Annotated in this window: 20 protein-coding genes and 1 tRNA gene; 4 read left to right on the top strand and 17 right to left on the bottom strand. The window is 67.7% G+C overall.

The window, feature by feature from the left end:
* Positions 1-6: 6 nt before the first annotated feature.
* From M0L44_RS14695 to M0L44_RS14675, 5 genes are all read right to left on the bottom strand, one after another.
* A complete protein-coding gene (locus tag M0L44_RS14695) occupies positions 7-402 on the bottom strand; it encodes a c-type cytochrome (protein ID WP_252770568.1) in 396 nt (131 codons plus the stop codon).
* Between the two features lie 19 nt (positions 403-421).
* Positions 422-1,777 carry a cytochrome c1 protein gene (locus M0L44_RS14690; protein WP_252770567.1) on the bottom strand — a complete coding sequence of 452 codons (1,356 nt, stop codon included), beginning with the start codon at positions 1,775-1,777 and terminating at the stop codon, positions 422-424.
* Between the two features lie 74 nt (positions 1,778-1,851).
* Positions 1,852-2,427, bottom strand: a complete 576-nt coding sequence (locus M0L44_RS14685) for a cytochrome b (protein WP_252770566.1) — start codon at positions 2,425-2,427, stop codon at positions 1,852-1,854.
* Positions 2,428-2,509: 82 nt separating this feature from the next.
* Positions 2,510-3,898 (bottom strand): sensor histidine kinase, encoded by a 1,389-nt coding sequence (locus M0L44_RS14680; protein ID WP_252770565.1) that lies wholly within the window; start codon positions 3,896-3,898, stop codon positions 2,510-2,512.
* Entirely contained in the window at positions 3,895-4,566 is a 672-nt protein-coding gene (locus M0L44_RS14675) for a response regulator (protein WP_252770564.1), read from the bottom strand. The genes M0L44_RS14680 and M0L44_RS14675 overlap by 4 nt, the downstream gene beginning before the upstream one ends.
* A 105-nt stretch (positions 4,567-4,671) precedes the next feature.
* Between M0L44_RS14675 and M0L44_RS14670 the strand changes: the two genes are divergently transcribed.
* Positions 4,672-5,595, top strand: coding sequence for a DMT family transporter (locus tag M0L44_RS14670; protein ID WP_252770563.1), 924 nt, complete (start codon positions 4,672-4,674; stop codon positions 5,593-5,595).
* Positions 5,596-5,601: 6 nt separating this feature from the next.
* Here the strand turns inward: M0L44_RS14670 and dusA are convergent, their stop codons facing one another.
* Positions 5,602-6,645 (bottom strand): tRNA dihydrouridine(20/20a) synthase DusA, encoded by a 1,044-nt coding sequence (dusA, locus tag M0L44_RS14665; RefSeq protein ID WP_354004133.1) that lies wholly within the window; start codon positions 6,643-6,645, stop codon positions 5,602-5,604.
* A 127-nt stretch (positions 6,646-6,772) separates the two neighbouring features.
* Between dusA and M0L44_RS14660 the strand changes: the two genes are divergently transcribed.
* The gene (locus M0L44_RS14660; RefSeq protein WP_252770561.1) at positions 6,773-8,869 is read left to right on the top strand and encodes a phosphocholine-specific phospholipase C; all 2,097 of its coding nucleotides are present in this window, start codon (positions 6,773-6,775) and stop codon (positions 8,867-8,869) included.
* Between the two features lie 30 nt (positions 8,870-8,899).
* Here M0L44_RS14660 and M0L44_RS14655 read toward each other — a convergent pair whose 3' ends face one another.
* The 8 genes from M0L44_RS14655 to rimP form a co-directional block, all read right to left on the bottom strand.
* Entirely contained in the window at positions 8,900-10,021 is a 1,122-nt protein-coding gene (locus M0L44_RS14655; protein WP_252770560.1) for an enoyl-CoA hydratase/isomerase family protein, read from the bottom strand.
* A gap of 73 nt (positions 10,022-10,094) precedes the next feature.
* Positions 10,095-11,018 carry a DMT family transporter gene (locus M0L44_RS14650; protein WP_252770559.1) on the bottom strand — a complete coding sequence of 308 codons (924 nt, stop codon included), beginning with the start codon at positions 11,016-11,018 and terminating at the stop codon, positions 10,095-10,097.
* Positions 11,015-12,838 (bottom strand): translational GTPase TypA, encoded by a 1,824-nt coding sequence (typA, locus tag M0L44_RS14645; protein ID WP_252770558.1) that lies wholly within the window; start codon positions 12,836-12,838, stop codon positions 11,015-11,017. The genes M0L44_RS14650 and typA overlap by 4 nt, the downstream gene beginning before the upstream one ends.
* Positions 12,835-13,803 (bottom strand): tRNA pseudouridine(55) synthase TruB, encoded by a 969-nt coding sequence (gene truB, locus M0L44_RS14640; protein WP_252770557.1) that lies wholly within the window; start codon positions 13,801-13,803, stop codon positions 12,835-12,837. Before truB ends, typA begins: the two co-directional genes overlap by 4 nt.
* 7 nt (positions 13,804-13,810) lie before the next feature.
* Positions 13,811-14,176 (bottom strand): 30S ribosome-binding factor RbfA, encoded by a 366-nt coding sequence (gene rbfA / locus M0L44_RS14635; RefSeq protein WP_252770556.1) that lies wholly within the window; start codon positions 14,174-14,176, stop codon positions 13,811-13,813.
* Positions 14,177-14,299: 123 nt separating this feature from the next.
* Positions 14,300-17,215: a translation initiation factor IF-2 gene (infB, locus tag M0L44_RS14630; protein ID WP_252770555.1), complete on the bottom strand. Its 2,916-nt coding sequence runs from the start codon at positions 17,213-17,215 to the stop codon at positions 14,300-14,302.
* 59 nt (positions 17,216-17,274) lie between these two features.
* Positions 17,275-18,753: a transcription termination factor NusA gene (gene nusA / locus M0L44_RS14625; protein ID WP_252770554.1), complete on the bottom strand. Its 1,479-nt coding sequence runs from the start codon at positions 18,751-18,753 to the stop codon at positions 17,275-17,277.
* On the bottom strand, positions 18,750-19,316 hold the full coding sequence (gene rimP / locus M0L44_RS14620; RefSeq protein WP_252770553.1) for a ribosome maturation factor RimP: 567 nt from the start codon (positions 19,314-19,316) through the stop codon (positions 18,750-18,752). Before rimP ends, nusA begins: the two co-directional genes overlap by 4 nt.
* Positions 19,317-19,514: 198 nt before the next feature.
* Here rimP and fabI point away from each other — a divergent pair, with 198 nt between their 5' ends.
* The gene (fabI, locus tag M0L44_RS14615; RefSeq protein ID WP_252770552.1) at positions 19,515-20,312 is read left to right on the top strand and encodes an enoyl-ACP reductase FabI; all 798 of its coding nucleotides are present in this window, start codon (positions 19,515-19,517) and stop codon (positions 20,310-20,312) included.
* 66 nt (positions 20,313-20,378) lie between these two features.
* Here fabI and M0L44_RS14610 read toward each other — a convergent pair whose 3' ends face one another.
* Complete coding sequence (locus M0L44_RS14610) at positions 20,379-22,640, bottom strand: arginine/lysine/ornithine decarboxylase (RefSeq protein ID WP_252770551.1); 2,262 nt, start codon at positions 22,638-22,640, stop codon at positions 20,379-20,381.
* Between the two features lie 187 nt (positions 22,641-22,827).
* Here M0L44_RS14610 and M0L44_RS14605 point away from each other — a divergent pair.
* A tRNA-Ser gene (locus M0L44_RS14605) sits at positions 22,828-22,918 on the top strand.
* A gap of 67 nt (positions 22,919-22,985) precedes the next feature.
* Here the strand turns inward: M0L44_RS14605 and M0L44_RS14600 are convergent.
* Positions 22,986-23,612 carry a DUF3299 domain-containing protein gene (locus M0L44_RS14600; RefSeq protein ID WP_252770550.1) on the bottom strand — a complete coding sequence of 209 codons (627 nt, stop codon included), beginning with the start codon at positions 23,610-23,612 and terminating at the stop codon, positions 22,986-22,988.
* A gap of 16 nt (positions 23,613-23,628) precedes the next feature.
* Positions 23,629-24,903 (bottom strand): ABC transporter permease, encoded by a 1,275-nt coding sequence (locus M0L44_RS14595; protein WP_252770549.1) that lies wholly within the window; start codon positions 24,901-24,903, stop codon positions 23,629-23,631.
* Position 24,904: the final 1 nt, after the last annotated feature.

The following is a 24,904-nucleotide window of genomic DNA, read 5'->3' as shown; positions in this document are numbered from 1 at the left end:
GCCGGCTCACTTCAGCGTGGCCAGGTAGGCGATGACGTCGGCCCGGTCCTTGGCCTCGGGCAGGCCGTCGAACTTCATCTTGCCGCCCGGAATGGCCTTCTTGGGCAGCGTGAGGTAGGCGTCGAGCTCAGCCTCGGTCCAGCTCTTGCCGCTGGCCTTGAGCGCATCGGAGTAGGCAAAGTCGCCCACCGCGCCGGCCTTGCGGCCGAAGCCCTGGAACAGCGAAGGCCCCTTCTTGTTCTTGCCTTCCTTGGTGCTGTGGCACTCGGCGCAATTCTCGGCATAGACGCGGGCGCCCACCTTGGCGTCGCCCGCGGCCCGGGCCGCGTCCGTGTGCAGGGTGCCCCCCAGGGCCAGCAGCCCGAAGGCGCCGGCGCTCAGCATGGATTTCAGTGTCAACATGGTGTGCTTGCTCCGCGCGTCAGAAGCTGGTCCAGGCAAAGAGGAACAGCGTGTTGTTGTCGGACGCCTTGCGGCCATTGCCATCGACGTTGCGGAAGGCGCCGTTGTACTGGTTGTAGGCGGTGTACTGCAGGCCCAGGCGCAGGTTGGCCCACGGTGCCAGCCAGGAGTCTTCCTTGCCCCAGGGCGTCCAGTCGGCCTGGAACACGGTGCCGCGGGTGTTGGGCACCATGGCGCCGTTGCTGCCGTAGAGCAGGCTGTCGCGATCGCCGGTGGTGGCGAAGCGGCCCAGGCTCAGCCCGTAGGTCTGCTGGTAGTTGTACGAGGCATTCACGCGGGTCTCGCGCAGGAAGCCGTGGGCATGGTCCGCCTCCCCGGCGGCCACCATGGCATCGCGGTTCTGGCGCTCCCAGATGTAGCTGCCCTGCAGGGTGAACATGTGCTCGCGGGTGCCCAGGAACTGGTACTGGCCGTCGATGCCGACGTCGTGGTACTGGTTGCGCGGGCCGCCGGGCTGGCGGTCAGGCTGGATGCCGGCATTGAAGCCGAACAGGCCCAGCGAATAGGCACGGCTGTGGTGGTCCTGGAACCAGGCCAGACGCCAGTAGCCTGCGTTGGAAACGCGGCCCGGGTCGTCCGCGGTGCCCAGGCTCATGCGCTCCTGCATCGTGCGCGAGAGGTCGCGGTAGGCGCCCAGCTCGGCATACCACTGGTTGTCATAGAAGCCGTAGCCCGTCAGGCCCAGCACATGCTGCTCCAGCCCGCCGTTGATCAGCGTGCCGGTTTCCGGGCCGCTGAAGCCCAGGGCCGAGGCCACGTACGGGTAGCCCCAGACCGGCATGGTGTTGAACGGGTCCTGCACGCCGGGGTTGTTGTTCAGCGAAACACCCAGGGTCAGGTCCTTGCCGTCCAGGCTGGTGCTGTGGGCAAAGCGCACATCCATCTGGTCCAGCGAGCTGGTCTTGCCCACGCCGTCGTAGGTGATCTGGGTGAAGGTGCCCAGTTGGTCGGCCAGCCGACCGGCAATGAACAGCGAGGCCTCGTCCAGGGTCTTGTTGTTGTTGAGCTTGGCGCCATCGACCGGCGGCTCGGCCTGGTCCTTGGCGGTGCGGGTCATCGACGCCACCAGCATGCCCGACAGCGGCAGTTTGCCGCCCTGGCCATCGGTGTCGGCATAGCCGCCCAGCTTGAACTTGACGCCGTAGGGCGTCAGCTGCGGGCCAAAGCCACCCACGTGGCAGGCCACGCAGTCCTGCCCGGTCTGGCGGGCGTAGCTGGGCACGGCATGGCTGGGGCTGGCGGCGGTCAGGGTGACCAGCAGGCCGGCGGCCTGCGCCAGCCAGAAGCGCCATCGGGGATGTCGGGACATGGTCATGCGTTCGTCTCCTCTCGGAACGAGGGTGGGGTCAAGGAAGGGGAAAAGGGGAAGGTTGCGAGGCGGCGCGTCGCTCAACGCGAGGCGCGGGCCGGCGGCCACATGGCCGCGAGCACGCCGTCCCGGCGCACCCAGTGGTGGTACAGCGCCGCCGCCGCGTGCATGCCGATCAGGCCGGCCAGGGTCCAGGCCAGCGTGCCGTGCCAGTCCTCCAGCGTGTCCGCCAGGTCGGGGTCCGGATCCATCAGGGCCGGCAGATGGCCGCCCCAGGGCAGGTTCACAGTCTGGCCCTGGGCGCTGCTGAGCACCCAGCCCAGCAGCGGCAGGCCCAGCATGAAGAGGTAGAGCAGTGCGTGGATGCCGGCGGCGATCCAACGCTGCCAGGCGGGGTCATCGGAGGTGCCTTCGGCCAGCTGCAGCCGGGTGCGCAGCAGCAAGCGGGTCAGCGCCAGCAGGGCGATGGACAGCCCCGCCCAGCGGTGCAACATCAGCAGCAGCGTCTCCAGCGCCTTGCCGTCCACGAACTCGCGCCCGAGCACGAAGGCAAAGGCCGCCACCAGCAGGCCGAAGGTCAGCCAGTGGGCCACCACGATGGGGCGAGGGTGCCAGGCCGTCGAGTCGGGCGTGGTAGGGAGTTCCGAAGAAGCCATGGTCGTCTCAGGTGCATCGAACATGGCCGACAGGCTAGAGGGAAGCAACCTTCAAAAGCCTGACAGTGACTGAAAGGGAATGTCACGGGGAGGACGGAAACACCACCCGCACGCGAAGCCCTCGGCCATCGGCCCCGTCCCGCAGAAGCACCTGGGCCTGGTGCCGCTCGGCCACCTCGCGGACGATGGCCAGCCCCAGCCCGCTGCCACCGGGGGCCGCACCGGGCGCCTGGAAGAAGCGGTCGAACACCTTGTCCCGCAGGGCGGGCGGAATGCCCGGCCCCTCGTCCTCCACCTCCAGCCATGAACCGGCCTGCGCATCGGTGCCGCTGCGCACCGTGACGCGGCTGCCCGGCGGGCTGTGGCGCAGCGCGTTGTGGATCAGGTTGCCCAGCAGCTCGTGCAGCATCCAGGCCGAGCCCCGCACCACCGCGGGCTCAGGCTCGAAGCCCAGATCCACCCCGGCCGCCAGGGCCGTGTCCAGCCACTGGGAGGCGGCGTCCTCCAGCAGATCGGCCAGGTCGACCGGCGCCGCCTCCTCGGCCGCGGCCGCCTGCGGCCCGGAGCGGGCCAGCGCCAGCATCTGGTGGGTGGAGCGGGTCATGCGCTGGAGCGCCTCCTGCACCCCGGCCAGTCGCTCGCGCGGCTCGCCAGCCACCTCGCGGCTGACCAGCTCAATCTGGTTGATGACGCCGGCCAGCGGCGTGCGCAACTGGTGCGCCGCATTGGAAAGAAAGGCCTGCTGGGCCTGGGCCGAGGCCCGCAGATGGGCCATCAGCCGGTTGAGCGCGGCCACCAGCGGCTTGAGCTCACTGGGCAGCGGAGATTCCGGGATCTGGCCCAGGTCCTGCTGCGAACGGTGCTCCACCTGGTCGCTCAGGCGGTCCAGGGGAGCAAGGGCGAAGTTCACCCCCAGCCAGACCAGGCTCAGGGCCAGCAGCACCAGCACCAGGTTGGGCACGATGGTGTCCATCAACACATGGTGGGTCTGCGCCACGCGGCGCTCGGTCGTCTCAGCCACCACCACGGTCACCGGCCCCACCGGCGAGCGGTGCGGCAGGGCCACCACCCGCACGTCGCTGCCTTGCCAGTGGGTGTCGGCAAACACCGCCCAGTCGCCCGGGGGGGGCTCGATCAGCGACATCAGGTGCGCGTCGCCGCCCAGCACGGTCCCCTTCGCGTCGAGCACAGCAAAGAAGAGCCGGTCCCGGCCATCGGCCTGCTGCATCACCTGCACCGTGCGAGCCAGGTGGGGGCCGACGTCGTCATCGCGGGCATCGTCGGCATCCACATCCAGGCGGGTGGCCAGCGCGATGGCGATGCGCGAGAGCGCCAGATCCTGGTTGGCACGCGCCCGGTCAGCCCACTGGCTGTAGTCGTACACGGCGCTGAGCATCAGCACGGCCAGCAGTGGCCACCACAGCAGCCGCAGCAGCCGGCCGCGCAGCGAGGGCGGATCGGCCAGCGTCATGCCGGCTCCAGGTCCAGCCGGTAGCCGATGCCGCGCACGGTGCGGATCGTCACGCCGCTGTCGGCCAGCTTGTTGCGCACCCGGGAGACATAGATCTCGATGGCGTTGTCGGTGATCTCCTTGTCCCAGCGGCTCAGGCTGTCGGCCAGCTTGCGCTTGGCCAGCACCTTGGGCGTGGCCAGCACCAGGGCCAGCAGCAGGTCCCACTCGCGGCCGGTCAGGGCCAGGGGCTGGCCGGCCAGTTCGGCCTCGTGGCTGGCGATGTCCATCGCCAGCGGGCCAACCTCCACCCGCGAACTGGCTGCCGACTGGCTGCGGCGAATCAGGGCCTGCACCCGGGCCAGCAGCTCCGGCAGCAGGAAGGGCTTGATCAGGTAGTCGTCGGCCCCTTCGTTGAGGCCCTGCACGCGGTCGTCCAGGCCGTCTCGCGCGGTCAGCATCAACACCGGCACCTTGTCGCCGCTGCGCCGCAGGCGCCGCAGCAGCTCCAGGCCGTCCATGCCGGGCAGGCCGATGTCCACGATGGCCAGATCGTGCATGCCGTGGGACAGGGCGTCCAGCGCCGGCTCGGCAGCGCTGAGCACGTCCAACTCCATGCCGGCCTCGGCCAAGGCCGTCGCCAATGCCCGCTGCAGCAGTTCGTCGTCCTCGACCAGCAGGATGCGCATCCCCTCCCCCTGTTGCCACCCATGCCGGGCACCGTATCGCATCGTAACTCCGGGCCGACCGCCGCCCAGCGCACCGATGCCGGATCGGCTACCCTGTGCGCCCTCATGCCCTTGTCCCCCTCGTCCCGCGTGCTGGCCTATGCCAGCCTGGCCGCCAGCATGGCGCTGGTTGGCAGCTATGTCGGCCTCTCCAAACTCCTGGTGGCCGTGTTCCCGATCTTCCTGCTGGCCTGGCTGCGCTTTGGCCTGGCAGCACTGGCCATGGTCCGCTGGGTGAAGCGCTCGCCCTGTGAGCCCCCCCTGAGCCCGGCCGACCGCCGCCTGCTCTTCCTGGAGAGCTTCCTCGGCAACTTCCTGTTCTCGATCTGCATGCTCTTCGGCGTGGCCGCCACTTCGGCGGTGGCCGCCGGGGTGGTGATGGCGGGTATTCCGGCCGCCGTGGCCCTGCTGTCGCGGGCCTGGCTGAAGGAGGCCCTGCACCCCCGGGTGATGGCCGGCGTGGCCTGTGCGGTGGCGGGCATCGCGCTGCTGGCGCTGAGCCGGCACGGCAGCAGCGCGGCAGCCCCCGCGCCCTGGTGGGGCTATGCGTTGCTGCTGGGCGCGGTGTTCTGCGAGGCCTGCTACATGGTCATCGGCAAGAAGCTGACCGCCCAGGTCTCGCCCCGTCGCATCAGCGCGCTGATCAACCTGTGGGGCCTGGCCCTGGTGACGCCGCTGGGCCTGTGGCAGGCACTGCGCTTTGACTTCGGTGCGGTGCACCTGGCCCACTGGGGCCTGCTGGGCTTCTACGCCCTGGCCGCCAGCGTGGTCACCGTCTGGCTCTGGATGAAGGGCCTGCGCCATGTCCCGGCCCAACAGGCCGGCGTGTTCAGCGTGCTGCTGCCGCTGTCGGCCACCGCCGTGGGTGTGCTGTTCCTGGGGGAATCGCTGGCGCCGGCCCAGCTGCTGGCGCTGGGCCTGGCCCTGGCCGGCCTGCTGCTGGCCACCTGGCCACAGCGCAACACCCCGGCCCCACGCGCCGCGGGCTGAGCGGGATCAGGCGGCGGCCGGTGCCCCGCGGTGGGCGTGGCGGTACACCGACTCGGGCGGCTCGCCCTTGAGCCGGTGGTCCGACCACGCCTGGCGCCAGCGGCGCGCCCCGGACAGGCCGTTGTGCAGGCCCAGCATGTGGCGGGCGATGTGGGCCCAGGGCGTGGCGGCCGCGGCGTGGCGCTCGGCCATGTAGCGCACCATGGCCTGCTCCACCGCATCGCGGTCGCTGGCGGGGTCGGCCGCCTCGCCCCAGAAGCGCGTGTCCCAGTCGGCCATCAGCCAGGGGTTGTGATAGGCCTCGCGGCCCACCATCACGCCATCGACATGGGCCAGGTGCGCGGCAATCTCCTCGTTCGTCTTCACCCCGCCGTTGAGCACGATGGTCAGCTGCGGAAACTCGCGCTTGAGCTGGTAGACCAGCTCGTAGCGCAGTGGCGGCACCTCGCGGTTCTCCTTGGGGCTCAGGCCCTTGAGCCAGGCGTTGCGGGCGTGGACGATGAAGACCTCGCAGCCGGCCTCGGCCACCGTGCCGACGAAGTCGCGCACGAAGGCATAGCTCTCTTCCTTGTCGATGCCGATGCGGTGCTTGACCGTGACCGGCAGCGCTGCTTGCCCGGCCTGCGATGGCTCGGCCGCCTCGCGCATCGCGCGCACGCAGTCGGCCACCAGCAGGGCCTCGGCCATCAGGCAGGCACCAAAGGCCCCGCGCTGAACCCGTTCGCTGGGGCAGCCGCAATTGAGGTTGACCTCGTCGTAGCCCCACTGCCGGGCCAGGCGCGTGGCGTGCGCCAGTTCCTCGGGCTCGCTCCCCCCTAATTGCAGGGCCAGGGGATGCTCCTCGGCGCCGTAGTCCAAATGGCGCGCCTGGTCACCAAACCGCAATGCGCCGGTGGTGACCATCTCGGTGTAGAGCCGGGTCTGGCGGGTGAGCTGACGGTGGAAATGCCTGCAATGGCGATCGGTCCAGTCGAGCATGGGCGCCACGCTCAGCCGCCACGGAGACGGGTGGACAGACGGGACGGAGGCGGATTCAGGGCTTGAGGTCACCCCCGGATTATCCGGTGTCACAGCTTGTCGCACCTTGGGTCCTTTGGGCGGGGGGACCGACACGGGCGTGTCAAACGCCCGGCCTAGCGTGGCGGCCGTCCCCCCCAAACCCCGAAAAGGCCTTCCCATGACCGATCCCCGCCGCCGCCAGTTTCTGCAATGGATGGGCGCGAGCAGCGCCGCCGCCGGCATGCACCCCAGCATCGCCCGCGCCCTGGAGATTCCCGCCCACCAGCGCACCGGCACCATTGCCGACGTCGAGCACGTCGTGATCCTGATGCAGGAGAACCGCTCCTTCGATCACCTGTTCGGCACCCTGCGTGGCGTGCGCGGCTTTGCCGATCCGCGGGCCATCACCCTGCCCTCGGGTCAGCCGGTCTGGTACCAGATGAACGGTGACCAGCTGGTGCTGCCCTTCCGCCCGCCGGTGGACAACCTGGGCATGACCTTCCTGCCCGACCCGCCGCACGGCTGGAACGACACCCACGCCGCCTGGAACCTGGGCCGCCATGACCAGTGGGTGCCCAACAAGGGCCTGTCGGCCATGACCTACCACCAGCGCGCGGACATCCCCTTCCACTACGCGCTGGCCGACGCCTTCACCGTCTGCGATGACTACCACTGCTCGCTGATGGGCCCGACCGACCCCAACCGCTACCACCTGTGGACGGGCTGGGTGGGCAACGACGGCAAGGGCGGGGGCCCGGTCATCACCAATGCCGAGGCCGGCTACGACTGGAAGACCTACCCTGAGCGCCTGGAGGCCGCCGGCATCAGCTGGAAGATCTACCAGGACACCGGCACCGGCCTGACCGCCGATGGCTACTGGGGCTGGACCAGCGACCCCTACATCGGCAACTACGGCGACAACTCGCTGCTGTACTTCCACCAGTACCAGAACGCCGTGGCCGGCACACCGCTGGCCGACAAGGCCAAGACCGGCACTGCCATCGTCAACAGCAACCGCGACCCCAACGGCCTGGTGACCCAGTTCCGCCAGGACGTGGCCAACAACAAGCTGCCGCAGGTCTCCTGGATCGTCGCCCCCGAGGCCTACAGCGAGCACCCCAACCATCCGACCGACTACGGCGCCTGGTTCGTCTCGCAGTTCCTGGATGCCCTGACCGCCAACCCGGCGGTCTGGAGCAAGACGGTGCTGTTCATCAACTACGACGAGGAAGGCGGCTTCTTCGACCACATTTCGCCCCCCACCCCACCGGCCAACAGCAGCCTGGGGGCTTCCACCGTCAAGACCACCAACGAGCTCTTCGCTGGCGACAGCAGCCACCCGGCCGGCCCCTACGGTCTGGGCATGCGGGTGCCGATGCTGGTCGTCTCGCCCTGGAGCAAGGGCGGCTGGGTCGACTCGCAGGTCTTCGACCACACCTCGGTGATCCGCTTCCTGGAAGCCCGCTTCGGGGTGACCGAGAGCAACATCACCCCATGGCGTCGCGCCGTGACGGGCGACCTGACCTCGGCCTTCAACTTCGCCACGCCCAACGCCAAGGTGCCGACCCTGCCCAGCACCTCGGCCTATTTCCCGGTCGATCTGGAGCGCCATGCCGACTACGTGGTGGTGGCCCCCACCAACCCGCAGCTGCCGGTGCAGGAAACCGGCGTGCGCCGCGCCCGCGCCCTGCCCTATGCGCTGCAGGCCAACGGCCACCTGAAGGCCGACAAGGGCCTCTATGTGCTGGACTTCATCAACGAAGGCAATGCCACCGCGGCCTTCCAGGTACGCAGCCGCACCACGACCGACGCGCCGCGCTGCTACACGGTGGAGCCCGGCCACACGCTCAAGGGCCAGTGGGACCTGCTCTCGGCTGGCGCGAGCAGCTACGACCTGTCGGTCTCCGGCCCCAACGGCTTCCTGCGCCGCTACCAGGGCGGTGTGGCCAAAAGCGCGGTGCGGGTCGAGACCAGCGTGGTCTACACCCCGGTGCCGGGTGACGAAGGCGTGACCGTGACCCTCAGCAATGCCGGCAAGGCCGCCGTGGCGCTGACGCTGGTGGACCGCTACAGCGGCCAGAGCCAGACGCTGAGCCTGGCCGCGGGCGCCATGCAGTCGGTGAGCTGGTCGCTGCACCGCACCTTCGGCTGGTACGACATCGTCGTGACCGCCGCGGGCGACAGCAGCTTCCAGACCCGCCTGGCGGGCCACGTGGAAACAGGCAAGCCCAGCGTCAGCGACCCGATGATGGGTGGCCTGAAGCTCAAGGGCTGAACGCGCCCTGCGCCGCTGTCGCGCGCTGGCTCAGTCCAGCGCGCGCAGCGGGTGGACCACCGCGGGCCAGGGGCTGGCGAAGAAGGCGGCCACCTGGTCTGGCGTCACGTCCTCCACCCGGGCCGGGTTCCAGCGCGGCTGGTGGTCCTTGTCGACCACCAACGCGCGGATGCCCTCCACCGTCTCGCTGGCGGTGCCCGGACGCAGGTGGAAGCAGTGACGCACCAGGTCACGCTCCATGCGCAGGTCCTCGCCCAGGCTCATGTGACGGGCGCGGCGCACCTGCTCCAGCGCGACGGCCATCATCAGCGGCGAGCGCTTGCGCAGCACGCCCAGCGTATGCCGCGCCCAGTCGCTGTCGTCTGCCGCCAGCGAGGCGATGATCTCGCCCAGCGTGGCGTGGCTGAAATGCAAGTCGATCTGCCCTTGCAACGCGGCCAGCCGACCTTCACCGGCCGCCACGGCCCGGGCACGCACCGCCGCTTCCAGTTGGGGGCCGTTGGCGGACGAGCCGTCACCCAGCGCTTCCACCAGCGCGGGCAGCCCGGCCGAAGGCAGCTGCACGTCGGCCAGGCCGAAGGCGATGGCGTCGGCCGCGCCCAGCACCTCGCCGCTCAGGGCCAGGTATTCGCCCACATGGCCCGGGCAGCGGGCCAGAAACCAGCCGCCGCCCACATCCGGGAACAGGCCGATGTGGGTTTCGGGCATGGCGAGCTTGCTGAACTCGGTCACCACCCGCAGCGAAGCGCCCTGGCTGATGCCCATGCCCCCGCCCATGCAAACCCCATCCATCAGCGCAATGCAGGGCTTGGGGTAGTGGTGAATCAGGTGGTTGAGGGCGTATTCCTCGGTGAAGAAGTCCTCCAGCCGCGGGTCGCCGGCCAAGGCCGCCTGGTGGAAGAAGCGGATGTCGCCACCGGCGCAGAAGGCCGGCGGCTTGCCCTCGCGGCCAGCGCCCTGCACCAGCACGGCCTTGACCGCCGGGTCCTCGCGCCACTGCAGCAGCGCCGTGGTCAGGTCGCGCACCATGGCCAGCGAGAGCGCGTTGAGCGCCGCGGCGCGATTGAGCGTGATCAGGCCCAGCGGTCCCTGGCGACGGGCCAGCACCTGGCCGCCCGAACAGAGTGCAGGCGAAAAGTCGTCCGATTGCATGCGAGCGTGTCTCCGGCCGGTCGATGGGCCGGCTCATCGCCCCATTGTGCCGTCGCCGAAAACGGAGGGCGCCTCAGCCCCGCGCGGCGGTGGCCCGGCTGCGCCACAGGGCCAGTCCCTCGTTGGCCGTCAGTGCGCCCAGCACCAGCAGGCCGCCCCCCAGCACGGCTGGGGTGGGCGCCTCGGCCGTCCCCAGCCAGGTCCAGGCCACGCCGAAGACGATCTCCAGCTGCCCCAGCAATGAGGCCTCCGGGGCCTTGAGCACCCGGCCCGCAGCCACCGCCATCACGCAGGGAATGGCCAGTTGGACCACGCCCAGCAGGCTGAGCAACTGCATGTCATGGGCCGACGCCTGCAGCGGCCAGGCCAGCGGCAGCGAGACGGCGGCCGACAGCACGGCGCCGATCAGCACCGCAGCCGACAGGTCCTGCTGACGCTCGGTCGCACGGCGCGCATTCACCTGCATCAGCACCCACACCAGGGCGCTGCACAGCGGCACCAGCAGGGCCAGCCCCGTGCCCAGCAGGTGGCGCAGGTCACCGCCGGCCACATGGGAGGCGTGCATCCACGCGATGCCGCCGCTGGCCATGGCAATGGCCACCCAGGTGCGCAGCGGCAGCTGCTGCCTGAGCACGAAGCGGGCGATCAGCGCCGTCAGCAAAGGCGACAGCGCCTCGGTGATCAGCACATTGGCCACGGTGGTCAGCGTGAGCGCCACCATGAAGGCGGTGTACATGACGCCCCAGCCCAGGCCAGACCACCACAGCACCGCCCCACCCTGGTGCAGGCTGCGCCAGAGCGCGCGCGGGCCCATCTGCCAGGCCAGCAGCACGACCATGGCCAGCGCATTGGCCGCGCTGCGCCAGAAGGTCACCTCGAAGGAGGCGGCCGAGTCCAGGTGCCGGGTAACGACCCCGGCGATGCTCCAGAGCAGCGTGGCCAGCACCATGGTGGCCACCGCACGGCGGTGGCTCATCATGGGGGCCACGGGGGTCATGCGCGGGCGGCGCGCTTGCGGTCGTGCTCGCTCAGGTGGCGCTTGCGCAGGCGGATCGACTTGGGCGTGATTTCGACCAGCTCATCGTCCTCGATGAACTCGACACCGTACTCCAGCGTCAACTCGATCGGCGGCGTGACCTTGATCGCGTCTTCCTTGCCGCTGACGCGGAAGTTGGTCAGCTGCTTGGTGCGGGTGGCGTTGACGATCAGATCGTTGTCGCGGCTGTGGATGCCGACGATCATGCCTTCATAGACCGGGTCGTTCGGCTTGACGAACATGCGGCCGCGATCGTCCAGCTTGCCCAGGGCGTAGGTGAAGATCTCGCCGGCATCCATCGAGATCAGCACGCCGTTCTTGCGGCCGGCGATGTCGCCCTTGTGCGGCTCGTAGCCGTCGAAGATGTTGGAGATCAGGCCCGAGCCGCGGGTCAGGTTCAGGAACTCGTTGGAGAAACCGATCAGGCCCCGCGCCGGGATACGGTACTCCAGGCGCACGCGGCCACGGCCGTCCGGCTCCATGTTGACCAGTTCGCCCTTGCGCTCGCCCAAGGCCTGCATCACGCCGCCCTGGTGCTGCTCTTCCACGTCGGCGGTGACCATCTCGATCGGCTCGCACTTGACGCCGTCGATGTCACGGAACACCACGCGCGGCTTGCCCACGGCCAGTTCGTAGCCCTCGCGGCGCATGTTCTCCAGCAGGATGGTCAGGTGCAGTTCGCCACGGCCCATCACCTCGAAGACACCGTCCTCGCTGGTTTCAGAGACGCGCAGCGCCACGTTGCTCTGCAGTTCCTTCTGCAGGCGGTCCCAGATCTGGCGGCTGGTGACGTACTTGCCTTCACGGCCGGCCAGCGGCGAGGTGTTGACGCAGAAGTTCATCGTCAGCGTCGGCTCATCCACCTTCAGCATCGGCAGCGGGGCCGGATCGCTGGGGCTGGTCAGCGTGACGCCGATGCCGATCTCCTCGATGCCATTGATCAGCACGATGTCGCCCGGGCCGGCTTCAGTCACCTGGACACGGTCCAGGCCCTGGAAGGTCAGCACCTGGTTGACGCGGCCCTTGAAGCTCTTGCCATCCGGGCCTTCCATCACCAGCACGTCCATCGAGGGCTTCAGGGTGCCCTGGCTGATGCGACCCACGCCGATGCGGCCGACGAAGGTGGAGTAATCCAGCGCCGAGATCTGCAACTGCAGCGAGGCATCCGGATTGCCCTGATGGGTGGGCACGTGCTTGAGGATGGTGTTGAACAGGGCCGACATGTCGGGGCCCCACTGGGCCCCCGGCTCGCCTTCTTCCAGCGAGGACCAGCCGTTGATGCCCGAGGCGTAGACCACCGGGAAGTCCAGCTGCTCGTCGGTGGCGCCCAGCTTGTCGAACAGGTCGAAGGCGGCGTTGATCACGGCGTCCGGCTTGGCACCCGGCTTGTCCACCTTGTTGACCACGACGATGGGCTTCAGGCCCAGGGCCAGCGCCTTCTTGGTCACGAAGCGGGTCTGCGGCATCGGGCCTTCCTGGGCGTCGATCAGCAGCACCACACCGTCCACCATGGACAGAGCGCGCTCCACCTCGCCGCCGAAGTCCGCGTGTCCCGGGGTGTCGACGATGTTGATGTGCGTGCCTTCCCAGCTGACCGCGCAATTCTTGGCCAGGATGGTGATGCCACGCTCACGCTCAATGGCGTTGTTGTCCATCACGGTGTCGACGACCTTCTCGTGCTCTGCGAAGGTGCCCGATTGGCGGAGCAACTGGTCGACCATGGTGGTTTTGCCATGGTCGACGTGGGCGATGATGGCGATGTTGCGAATCTGACGGGTCATGGAGTTTCTTTCTGGTTGACCAACAGGGCCTGCACCTCGATGGGGCTGAGCAAGCGGTCGGGGATCAGTTCACCGGCGGTGACATGGGCACTGCCCAAGAAGGTGGACGGGTTGGGCCCGTAGACGCGCACCGCCGGCATGTCGGTCGTCTGCACCTTGCGCCGCATCCCGGTGAGGAAGCGGCCGGCCTCGTCCATGGGCAAGCACACCGCGGGCCAGTCGGCGAGCATGCAGTCCGGGCCACGCAGCAGCGCGTCCCGATCGGCCTCGTCGAGCTCGGCCAGCCGGTCCAGCGTGACCGCATGGGCCACATCCAGACCGCCACTGTGGGTGCGGCGCAGCCCGGCCAGGTGGGCACCGCAACCCAGCACCTCGCCGATGTCCTCGGCCAGGGTGCGGATGTAGGTGCCCTTGCTGCAGCGCACCGCCAGTTGCAAGGTGCAGGCCGCAGCATCCCAGCCCAGGATGTCGATGGCGTGAATGCGCACTTGGCGCGGCTCACGTTCCACCTCGATCCCGGCCCGGGCGTATTCGTACAGTGCCTTGCCGTCCTTCTTCAGGGCGGAGTGCATGGGCGGCAGTTGGGAGATCAGGCCGGTGAAGCCCGCGCAGGCGGCCTCGATGGCGGCCATCGTCACGTCGACCGGGCGCTCGCGGACGATCTCGCCTTCCATGTCGCCACCCACCCGGTTCTGGCCCAGGCGCAGGGTGGCGGCATAGGCCTTGTCGGCCTCCAGGCTGGCCTGCGAGAACTTGGTGGCCGCACCAAAACAGAGCGGCAGCAGTCCGGAGGCCAGCGGATCCAGCGTGCCGGTATGGCCCGCCTTCTCGGCGCGGAACAGGCGCTTGGCCTTCTGCAGCGCGTCGTTGCTCGACAGGCCCAGCGGCTTGTCGAGCAACAGCACGCCATGCACCGGCCGGCGCACGATGCGCGGCCGCGGCGCCGAGACCGGGGTGTCGTTCATGACCAACTCAGTCATCCTTGGCCCGGGTCGCATTGGCCTGCTGGATCAGCGCGCTCAAGCCGGCCGCCCGCTCGGTGGTCTGGTCAAACTTGAAATGCAGCGTGGGCACGGTGTGGATGGACAGGCGCTTGAACAGACCATTGCGCACGAAGCCGGCCGCCTCGTTGAGCGCCACCTCGGTGGTCACCGGATCGCCGACCAGCAGCGAGAACAGCACCTTGGCATGGGCGTAGTCGGGCGTGACCTCCACGGCATTGATCGTGACCATGCCGATGCGGGGGTCCTTCAGATCACGGATCAGCTCGGCCACATCGCGCTGGATCTGGTCGGCCACCCGGAAGCTGCGGTTGGGAACACTGCGTTTGTGTCGCATGGCTGTGCCTTTGAAAAGGGGAAGCCCCGCCAAGGCGGGGCTCCGAACCGGTCGTCTGTGCGGTTCCGGCTCCGCCGACCCGCCAGCCCCACAGGGGATGGCGACCGGCCGGGAGCATGGGAATCACAGGGTCCGGGCCACTTCCTTGATCTCGAAGACCTCGAGCTGGTCGCCTTCCTTGATGTCGGTGTAGTTCTTGAGCTTGATACCGCACTCGAAGCCTTCCTTGACCTCGCGCACGTCGTCCTTCTCGCGTCGCACCGATTCGATGTCGCCCGTGTAGATCACGATGTTGTCGCGCAGCAGGCGGAACCTGGCGTTGCGACGCACCACACCGGAGGTGACCATCGAGCCGGCAATCGTGCCGATCTTGGTCGCCACGAACACCAGGCGGATCTCGGCCATGCCGATGATCTCCTCGCGCTGCTCGGGTGCCAGCATGCCGGCCATCGCCGCCTTCACCTCGTCCACTGCGTCGTAGATGACGTTGTAGTAGCGGATGTCCACGCCGTTGCCATCGGCCACCTTGCGGGCATTGGCGTCCGCGCGGGTGTTGAAGCCGATGATGACGGCCTTGGAGGCGATTGCCAGGTTGACGTCCGACTCGCTGATGCCGCCCACGGCCGCATGCACGACCTGCACCCGCACCTCGTCGGTGGAGAGCTTGAGCAGCGAGGCGACCAGCGCTTCCTGCGAGCCTTGCACGTCGGCCTTGACGATCAACGGCAGGGTCTGGGCCTGGCCTTCGCCCATGTTCTCGAACATGGACTCCAGCTTGGCGGCCTGTTGCTTGGCCAGCTTGACGTCGCGGTACTTACCCTGGCGGAAGGTGGCAATTTCACGGGCACGGCGTTCGTCGGCCAGCACCATGAAGTCATCACCCGCGGCAGGCACCTCGGTCAGGCCCTGGATCTCCACCGGGATGGAGGGACCGGCCTCGGCCGTGTTATGACCGTCTTCGTCCAGCATGGCACGCACGCGGCCATAACTGGCACCGGCCAACACCACGTCGCCACGCTTGAGCGTGCCGGTCTGCACCAGCACGGTGGCCACCGGGCCGCGACCCTTGTCCAGGCGGGCTTCGATCACGATGCCCTTGGCCATCGCGTCGATGGGCGCCTTCAGTTCCAGCACCTCGGCCTGCAGCAGCACCTGCTCCAGCAGCGCGTCGATGCCCTGACCGGTCTTGGACGAGACGCCGACGAAGGGGCTGTCGCCACCGAAGTCTTCCGGCACCACCTCTTCGGCCACCAGTTCGCTCTTGAGGCGATCCGGGTTGGCTTCGGGCTTGTCGATCTTGGTCATCGCGACCACGATCGGCACGCCGGCCGCCTTGGCGTGGGCAATGGCTTCCTTGGTCTGCGGCATGACGCCATCGTCGGCCGCCACCACCAGGATGACGATGTCGGTGGCCTTGGCACCGCGGGCACGCATGGCCGTGAAGGCCTCGTGGCCCGGGGTATCCAGGAAGGTGATCATGCCGCGCGGGGTTTCCACGTGGTACGCACCGATGTGCTGGGTGATGCCGCCGGCTTCGCCCGCAGCCACGCGGCTGCGGCGAATGTAGTCCAGCAGCGAGGTCTTGCCGTGGTCGACGTGACCCATCACGGTCACCACCGGCGCACGCGGCAGGGCATCGCCACCGGCTGCGGCCTCTTCCTCCTCGGAGAAGGCTTCCGGATCGTCCAGCTTGGCCGCCAGTGCCTTGTGGCCCATTTCTTCCACGACGATCATCGCGGTTTCCTGGTCCAGCTGCTGGTTGATGGTGACCATCTGGCCCAACAGCATCATCTTCTTGATGACTTCGCTGGCCTTGACCGACATCTTGTGCGCCAGATCGGCGACCGAGATGGTTTCGGGCACGTGCACTTCCTGCACCACCGGCTCGGTCGGCGCCTGGAAGGTGCTGGCACGCTCGTCACGGCCATCGCCACGGCGGCCGCCGCGCGGCGCGCGCCAGCCCGGACGATTGCTCGACATGTCGGTGCGCGGCTTGCCGGCACCGGCACCGCGCTTCTTGGCATCGTCGGCCCAGCTGGACGACAGCTTCTCGGACTTGACCGACTTCTTGTCGCCCGGCTTGGCCGCCGACGGCGCGCCAGCAGCCGGCGCGGGTGCACCTGGCTTGGCGGCCGTCTTGTGGATGGTGCCCTTGATGCCTTCCTTGCTGGCCTCGACCGGCTTGGGTTCTTCCGGCTTCTTGGCCACCATCACCTTGGACTTGCGGGCCATCATGTCGCGGATGGCAGCCGCTTCGGCCTCGGCACGCTTGCGGCGCTCGGCCAGATCGGCCAGGCGCTTGGCCTCCTCGGCATCCTGTCCGGCAGATGCCTTGACCACGCGCAGGGCCGGCTTGGGTGCCGGTGCGGGCTCAGGCGCAGCCACCGGCGCGGCGGGTGCAGCGACAACCGGTGCGGCCACCACCGTCTTCTCGGCGGGAGGCTGGCTCGCGGCGGCTTCGGCCGCTGCCTTGGCCTGCGCCGCAGCAGCGGCTTCGGCAGCGGCCTTCGCCGCTTCTTCCGCGGCGGCCTTGGCCGCAGCCGCTTCTGCGGCGGCCTTGGCGGCAGCCTCGCGCTCGAGGCGCTCCTGCTCCTCGCGCTGGCGGCGCTTTTCGGCCAGTTCCTCTTCCTGCTGACGGATCAGCTCGGCTTGGCGACGGGCCTCTTCCTCGCGGCGGGCCAGTTCGGCCTCCTCGGCGGCGGCGGCATCCTCTGCGGTGGAACCGCCCGGGATGTCGTCACGCTTGATGAAGGTGCGCTTCTTGCGCACCTCCACCTGGATAGTGCGCGCCTTGCCGCTCGCATCGGCCTGCTTGATCTCGCTGGTCGATTTGCGGGTCAAGGTGATCTTCTTGCGGTCGCCGCCAGAGCTCATGCCATGCGCATTGCGCAGGTGCTCGAGCAGGCGCTCCTTGTCCGACTCGCTGAGCGAGTCTTCGGGCGAGTTCTTGGCGACGCCGGCCGACTTCAGCTGCTCTAGCAGCGTCGCGGCGGGCCTGCTCAGCTCCGCGGCGAGTTGGGCGACGGTGGTCACTGCCATTCTTGGATTCCTTGTCTGGGTACCGTGTGCGTGGATGCTCGTATGAGGACTCTGGAAGTTCAGGCGTTGAACCAATGTTCACGTGCCTTCATGATCAGCGCCTTGGCCTCGACTTCGTCGACACCGGTCATCTCGACCAGTTCGTCAACGGCCAGGTCCGCCAGGTCGTCGCGGGAATTGACTCCCCCGGCCACCAGCTTGGCGATCAGATCAGGGCTCAGGCCCTCCAGGTCGCGCAGGTCTTGGGACACGCCGCCCACGCCCTCCTCGCGCACGATTTCCATGGTCAGCAGCGCATCCTTGGCTCGGTTGCGCAGCTCGGTGACGGTGTCTTCGTCGAAGCCTTCGATCTCCAGCATTTCCTGCAGCGGCACATACGCCACTTCTTCCAGGCTGGTGAAACCATCGGCGATCAGGATGTCGGCGACTTCCTCGTCCACATCCAGCTTTTCGACGAACAGGCGGCGCACGACATCGGACTCCTGCGCCTGCTTGGCCGCCGATTCCTCGGCCGTCATGATGTTGATGCGCCAGCCGGTCAGCTCGGAGGCCAGGCGAACGTTCTGGCCGCCACGGCCGATGGCGATCGCCAGATTCTCCTCGTCGACCACCACGTCCATCGCGTGCTTCTCCTCGTCCACGACGATGGATTGCACATTGGCCGGGGCCAGGGCGCCGATGACGAACTGGGCCGGATCCTCCGACCACAGCACGATGTCGACGCGCTCGCCGGCGAGTTCGTTGGTCACGGCGGTGACGCGCGAACCGCGCACGCCGACGCAGGTGCCGATCGGATCGACCCGCTTGTCGTGCGAGACGACGGCGATCTTGGCGCGGCTGCCAGGGTCACGGGCGCAGCTCTTGATCTCCAGCAGGCCTTGCTCGATCTCGGGCACTTCCTGGGCGAACAGTTCGACCATGAAGCCAGGGGCAGAGCGGGAGAGCATGATCTGCGGGCCGCGGGCGGTCGGATCGACGCCGCCGATGAACGCGCGCAGGCGGTCGCCGGTGCGCAGGTTCTCCTTCGGGATCATCTCGTTGCGCTTGAGGCGCCCTTCGACGCGGCCGGACTCGACAATGATGTCGCCCTTGTCCAGACGCTTGACCGTGCCCACGAAGATCTTCTCACCACGGGCCAGAAAGTCGTTGAGCAGCTGCTCACGCTCGGCGTCGCGGATCTTCTGCAGGATGACCTGCTTGGCAGCCTGGGCACCGATGCGACCGATGGGCACCGATTCGATCGGCTCCTCGATGTAGTCGTCCACCTCGATGTCGGAGATCTGTTCCTTGGCCTCGAACAGCAGGATCTCGGCATCGGGAATTTGCAGGCCGGCCTCATCGGGCACCACATGCCAGCGACGGAAGGTCTCGTACTCACCGGTGTCGCGGTCGATGGCCACGCGGATGTCCACCTCGCCGCCGTGCAGCTTCTTGGTGGCAGAGGCCAGCGCCAGTTCAACCGCGCCGAACACCACCTCGCGGTCCACGCCCTTCTCGCGCGAGATCGCATCCACCAACATCAGCATTTCGCGGTTCATTCTTCTTGACCTCCATCGGTTGTCTCATCGCCCGCATTGCCAGAGGACTGGGGCTGGGCGGCGGGGGCGGCCTTGTTGCGGCGGCCCTTGAAATCCAGCACCGGCACCAGCCGGGCTTCACGCACTTCGTCCAGGCTGAAGTCCAGGACCTGGTCGACCTTGCCGTCATGGAACACCAGCTGCCAGCCCTCGCCCGTGTCGGCGGCCTGCAGCAAGCCTTCATATTTCTTGCGGCCCTGGAAAGGCAATTTCAGGGTGATCTGCACCTGCTGACCCGCGAAACGGGCGTAGTGCTCAGCCGTTTTGAGCGGACGGTCCAGCCCCGGCGAGGACACCTCGAGCCGGGCGTAGTCGACGTCCTCGACCTCCAGCACGTACTGCAGCTGACGGGTCACCGCCTCGCAGTCCTCGACCGTCACGAACTCCTGCCCTCCGGTGGGGTAGGTCTTGCCGGGTACACGGTCGATATAGACGCGCAGCAACCCGCCGGCCGATCTCTCGACATCGACGAGTTCATAACCCAAACCTGTCACCGTCTTCTCAACGGCTTGGCTCCAGCTCATCAGGGTGCGAATACCTTTCCTGGCTCAGTACTGATTCAGCGCCAAAACACCAACGCAAAAAAAATGGGCAGAGATGAATCCGCCCACTTCTCGTCAGCTATCGGCATTCTAGCGAAGTTCGAATTATAGCCAGAGCACTTCGTCACAGCAAGTTGCTCATGTCAAAATCGCGCTGGACCACAACACTCCGGAGACCGCATGGGATTCCTCGCCGGCAAGCGCCTGCTCATCACGGGCCTGCTTTCGAACCGCTCCATCGCCTACGGCATCGCCAAGGCCTGCCATCGCGAAGGTGCCGAACTGGCTTTCAGCTACGTCGGCGACCGCTTCAAGGACCGCATCACTGAATTCGCTGCCGAATTCGACTCCAAGCTGGTGTTCGAATGCGACGTGGGCGACGACGCCGCCATTGAGCGCCTGTTCGCCGAACTCAAGACCGCCTGGCCCGAAGGCTTCGATGGTTTTGTGCACTCGATCGGCTTTGCGCCGCGGGAGGCCATCGCCGGTGACTTCCTGGACGGCCTGTCGCGCGAGGGCTTCCGCATTGCCCACGACATCTCGGCCTACAGCTTCCCGGCCATGGCCAAGGCCGCCCTGCCCTCGCTGCGCGACAACGCCTCGCTGGTGACGCTGTCTTACCTGGGCGCCATTCGCTACGTCCCGGCCTACAACACCATGGGCCTGGCCAAGGCCTCGCTGGAAGCCAGCGTGCGCTACCTGGCGGCCAACCTGGGCCCCAAGGGCATCCGGGTCAATGGCATTTCCGCCGGCCCGATCAAGACCCTGGCGGCCTCGGGCATCAAGGGCTTCGGCAAGCTGCTGGACATCTTCTCGCGCAACGCCCCGCTGCGCCGCAACGTGACGATCGAAGACGTCGGCAACGTGGCCGCCTTCCTGCTGTCCGATCTGGCCGCCGGCATGACCAGCGAGATCACCTATGTGGACGGCGGCTTCAGCCACGTCATGGTCGGCGGCATGCCGGAGGACGAGGCCTGAGCGGCCCCGTCTCGTCTTGCTGCACAAGCCCTCGCCTCAGCGAGGGCTTTTTTTCGCCGGTGCGGGTCAGTCCTGCACGCAGTCCACGAAATAGCGCTTGGGTTCGCCCGGCCCCTGCTCCTCGGACACCAGGCCGTGGACATCGGCGCCGAAGCCCGGGAACTGGGCGTTGAAATCGCGGGTGAAGCGCAGGTAGTCCACCACCCTGCGGTTGAAGCGCTCGCCCGGGATGACCAGGGGAATGCCCGGCGGATAGGGCGTGAGCAGCGCGGTGGTGACCCGGCCTTCCAGGTCGTCGATCTCCACCCGCTCGGTCTTGCGGTGCGCAATGTGCGCATAGGCATCGCTCGGCTTCATGGCCGGCTCCAGCTCCGACAGATAGACCTCGGTGGTCAGGCGGGCGATGTCGCCTCGGGCATAGGCCTCGTGCACGCTCTGGCAGAGGTCGCGCAGCCCCATGCGCTCGTAGCGCGGGAAGGCCTGGCAGAACTCCGGCATCACCCGCCACAGCGGCTGGTTGCGGTCGTAGTCGTCCTTGAACTGCTGCAATGCGGTCAGCAGCGTGTTCCAGCGGCCCTTGGTGATGCCGATGGTGAACATGATGAAGAAGGAGTACAGCCCCGTCTTCTCGACGACCACGCCATGCTCGGCCAGGAACTTGGTGACGATGGAGGCCGGAATGCCATTGACCGCAAACTCGCCAGAGACATTCAGCCCCGGCGTGATGATGGTGGACTTGATCGGGTCCAGCATGTTGAAGCCCTCGGCCAGGTTGCCGAAGCCATGCCAGGTCTCGTTGGCCTTGAGCACCCAATCGTCTTGACGGCCGATGCCTTCGTCGGTGAGGCGATCCGGCCCCCAGACCTGGAACCACCAGTCCTCGCCATACTCTTCGTCCACCTTGCGCATCGCACGGCGGAAGTCCAGCGCCTCCTTGAGGCTCTCCTCCACCAGGGCGGTGCCGCCCGGGGGCTCCATCATGGCCGCCGCCACGTCGCAGGACGCGATGATCGCGTACTGCGGCGAGGTGGAGGTGTGCATCAGGTAGGCCTCGTTGAAGAGGTAACGGTCCAGCTTGACGCTCTGCGAGTCCTGCACCAGCACCTGGGAGGCCTGGCTGATGCCGGCCAGCAGCTTGTGGGTGGACTGTGTGGCGTACACCATGGCCTGCTGCGGACGCTTGCGCCCCTTGCCCATGGCATGGAAGGTGCCGTAGAACTTGTGGAAAGCCGCGTGCGGCAGCCAGGCCTCATCGAAGTGGATGGTGTCCACCCAGCCGTCCAGGGTCGCCTTGATCGACTCGGTGTTGTAGAGCACGCCGTCGTAGGTGCTCTGCGTCACGGTCAGGATCTTGGGCTGCACCGCCTCCGGGTCCACGCCCTTGAGCAGCGGATGCTGGGCGATCTTGCGGCGGATCGACTCCTTGCTGAACTCGCTCTCCGGGATGGGGCCGATGATGCCGTAGTGGTTGCGCGTGGGCGTCAGGAAGACCGGCACCGCGCCGGTCATGATGATGCTGTGCAGGATGGACTTGTGGCAGTTGCGGTCCACCAGCACCACGTCGCCCGGTGCCACGGTGTGGTGCCAGACGATCTTGTTGGACGTGGACGTGCCGTTGGTGACGAAGAAGCAGTGGTCCGCATTGAAGATGCGGGCCGCGTTCTTCTCGCTGGCGGCCACGGGGCCGGTGTGGTCCAGCAGCTGCCCCAGCTCCTCCACCGCGTTGCAGACGTCGGCGCGCAGCATGTTCTCGCCAAAGAACTGGTGGAACATGCGCCCGATCGGGCTCTTCAGGAAGGCCACGCCCCCCGAGTGCCCCGGGCAGTGCCAGGAATAGGAGCCATCGTGGGCGTAATCCATCAGCGCACGGAAGAACGGCGGCGCCAGGCCATCCAGATAGCTCTTGGCCTCCCGGATGATGTGGCGCGCCACGAACTCCGGCGTGTCTTCGAACATGTGGATGAAGCCGTGCAGTTCCCGCAGGATGTCGTTCGGGATGTGCTGCGAGGTGCGCGTCTCGCCGTACAGGTAGATCGGGATGTCGGCGTTGCGGAACCGGATCTCGCTGATGAAGTTGCGCAGGTTCACCACCGCGGGGTCCAGCTCCGGCCCGGGTGTGAACTCCTCATCGTCGATCGACAGGATGAAGGCGCTGGCGCGGCTTTGCTGCTGGGCAAACTGGGACAGGTCGCCATAGCTGGTCACGCCCACCACTTCGAAGCCCTCTTTTTCGATGGCCTCGGCCAGGGCGCGGATGCCCAGGCCCGACGTGTTCTCGGAACGGAAGTCCTCGTCGATGATGACGACCGGAAAGTGAAAGCCTTGCATGGCGGCTCCTGTAGGGGAAGGGCGAGCCCAAAACGCGAAGCGCGAAGTGTAGGGCCGAACAGTGACCCCCTTGCGGCAAGTTTCCGCATGCCAACCTGCCCCTGCCCTGCCGCAGGCAGGAGCGAATTTTTTGAACCGAATGCAGCATGAGCTCAGTTCATGCGCTATCATGATGGGCTTATCCCGCGGAGGGATGGATGAGCGGTTTAAGTCGCACGCCTGGAAAGCGTGTGTGGGTTAATAGCCCACCGCGGGTTCGAATCCCGCTCCCTCCGCCAAGACATGAAAAGCCTCGCAGCCTGTGCTGCGGGGCTTTTTCTTTGGGGCTCTGCCCAGAACGTGTGATCAGCGCGTGGACTGGTAGACCGTCGTCATCTGGGCATCCATGTGGTAGCCCGACTTGCCCATGTCGGTGCTGCTGCTGGCCAGGTGCAAACGCCCGAAGACCCAGATGGCATCCATGGACTTCACGCCCACCGCCGGCTTGCTCAGCGTGACGTGGATGATCTGGTTGGCCGGCGGGGGCGGGCTGTGGATGCAGGCGCCAAAGTACGGGACCAGCAGGAATTCCCGCAGCCCCTTTTCGTCACCTTCGAGCGGCACCACATAGCCGGGGATCCGGATGTCGGCCCCCTCCATGCTGGGCTCCGCCGGGGCGGCATCCCAGACTTGGCGCATGCGCTCCAGCGCAGTGTTGGCCTTGGTGTCACCGTCCTTGAGGCTCAGCAGGTTGAGCCCCTTGAAGGCCTGGCTGGGGTCCCAATCCTTGGGCACCAGGGCCTTCCAGGCCGTGGTCTTGTAGTCCCCCGGGGCGGTGGGCAGCGGTTTCTCGGCGCGGGCCGGAGCCGAGGCCCCCGCCACCACAGCCACCGCCACCGGTGCGGCCGCCCAGGCTCCGCTGGCGCTCAGGCAGAACAGGGTGACGGGCACCGACCAAGCCCTGCCCCACTTTGGCAAACGCAACAAAGACATCGTCAAACTCCTTGGGTCACACACGGGGGGTCAGCCCATCGGCCAGCACCATGCGCCGGGCCCGCCAGGCCGGGATCAGGCCTGTCAGCCCGCCCGCGACCAGCACGACCCCCAGCACCTGCCACTCCGCGGGCTGCACACTGTGGGTCTGCAGCACCAGGCCCCAGTGGGCCTGCAGCGTCGGCCCCGCCAGCAGCACCAGCGCCACCAGCAAGCCCGCGCCCAGCAACAGACCCGCCAACGTCACCGACAGGCTCTCCGCCACCAGCAGAAAGCCGATCTGCCAGCCGCCCGCCCCCACCGAGCGCAGGATGGCCAGTTCGCGCCGCCGCTCGCCCAGGCTGGCCAGCACCACCGCCACCATGCCCGCCAAGCCCACCGCCACCACCATGGCCGAGATGGCCATCAGCGAGCGCTCCAGGGTCGAGAGCAGGGTCCAGAGCTGGTCCAGCGCCACCCCGGGCATCACGGCCAGCAGGGGCTCACCTTCGCCCTCGTTGATGCGCCGCTGCAGCTTGAACACGGCCGCCCGGTTCTTCAGGCCCACCAGGGCGGCCGTGGCCTCCTTGGGTGTGAGGTCGAACTTGCGCACCAGATCGGGCGGGATCTCCAGCCCCGGCATCGGCGCCCCGCCCGCCCAATCCAGGTGAATGGCCTCCATCGAGGCCATGTTGATGTGCAGGGTGCGGTCCACCGGCGTGCCGGTGGGCGCCAGGATGCCCACCACGGTGAAAGGCTTGTCGGCATGCTCCACCAGGCCCTCGCCACCACTGCCGTGGCTCAGGGTGATGCGGTGACCCAGGCCGTAGCCCAGCTCGTGGGCCACTTCGGCCCCCAGCACCACCTGGAACAGGCCTGGCACAGCGTCGGCAAAGGGCCGACCCTGGGCCATCACCAGCGGCTGCTGGTAGCCATAGCGCAGGTGCTCGAAGTAGCCGCTGCTGGTGGCCAGGACCGGAAAGCCGTGGTGAGAGTCCCCCAGCGAGAGCGGCACCACCCAGGCCACCGCCGGGTCCTGCGCGAGCTTCTCGACGCTGGACCAGTGGATGTTGTTCGTGGCGTCTCCCAGCCGGAAGATGGCATAGAGCATCAGCTGGACGGGGCTGGTGCGCGCGCCCACCACCAGGTCGGTACCCGAGACGCTGCGCGAGAAGCTCTCGTGCGCCGCGCCCTTGAGGTGCTGAACGCCCAGCAGCAGCATCACCGACAAGGCGATGGACATCACCGTGAGGCCCAGGGTGCCGCGCCGGTTCCAGGCGCTGCGCCAGGCCAATTGGAAGAGGTGTCGCATC

The sequence above is a fragment of the Ideonella oryzae genome (assembly GCF_024055665.1).
GTDB lineage: Bacteria > Pseudomonadota > Gammaproteobacteria > Burkholderiales > Burkholderiaceae_C > Ideonella > Ideonella oryzae.
The sequence above is the reverse complement of the archived record's forward strand: the minus strand, read 5'-3'. Positions and strand labels throughout refer to the sequence as shown.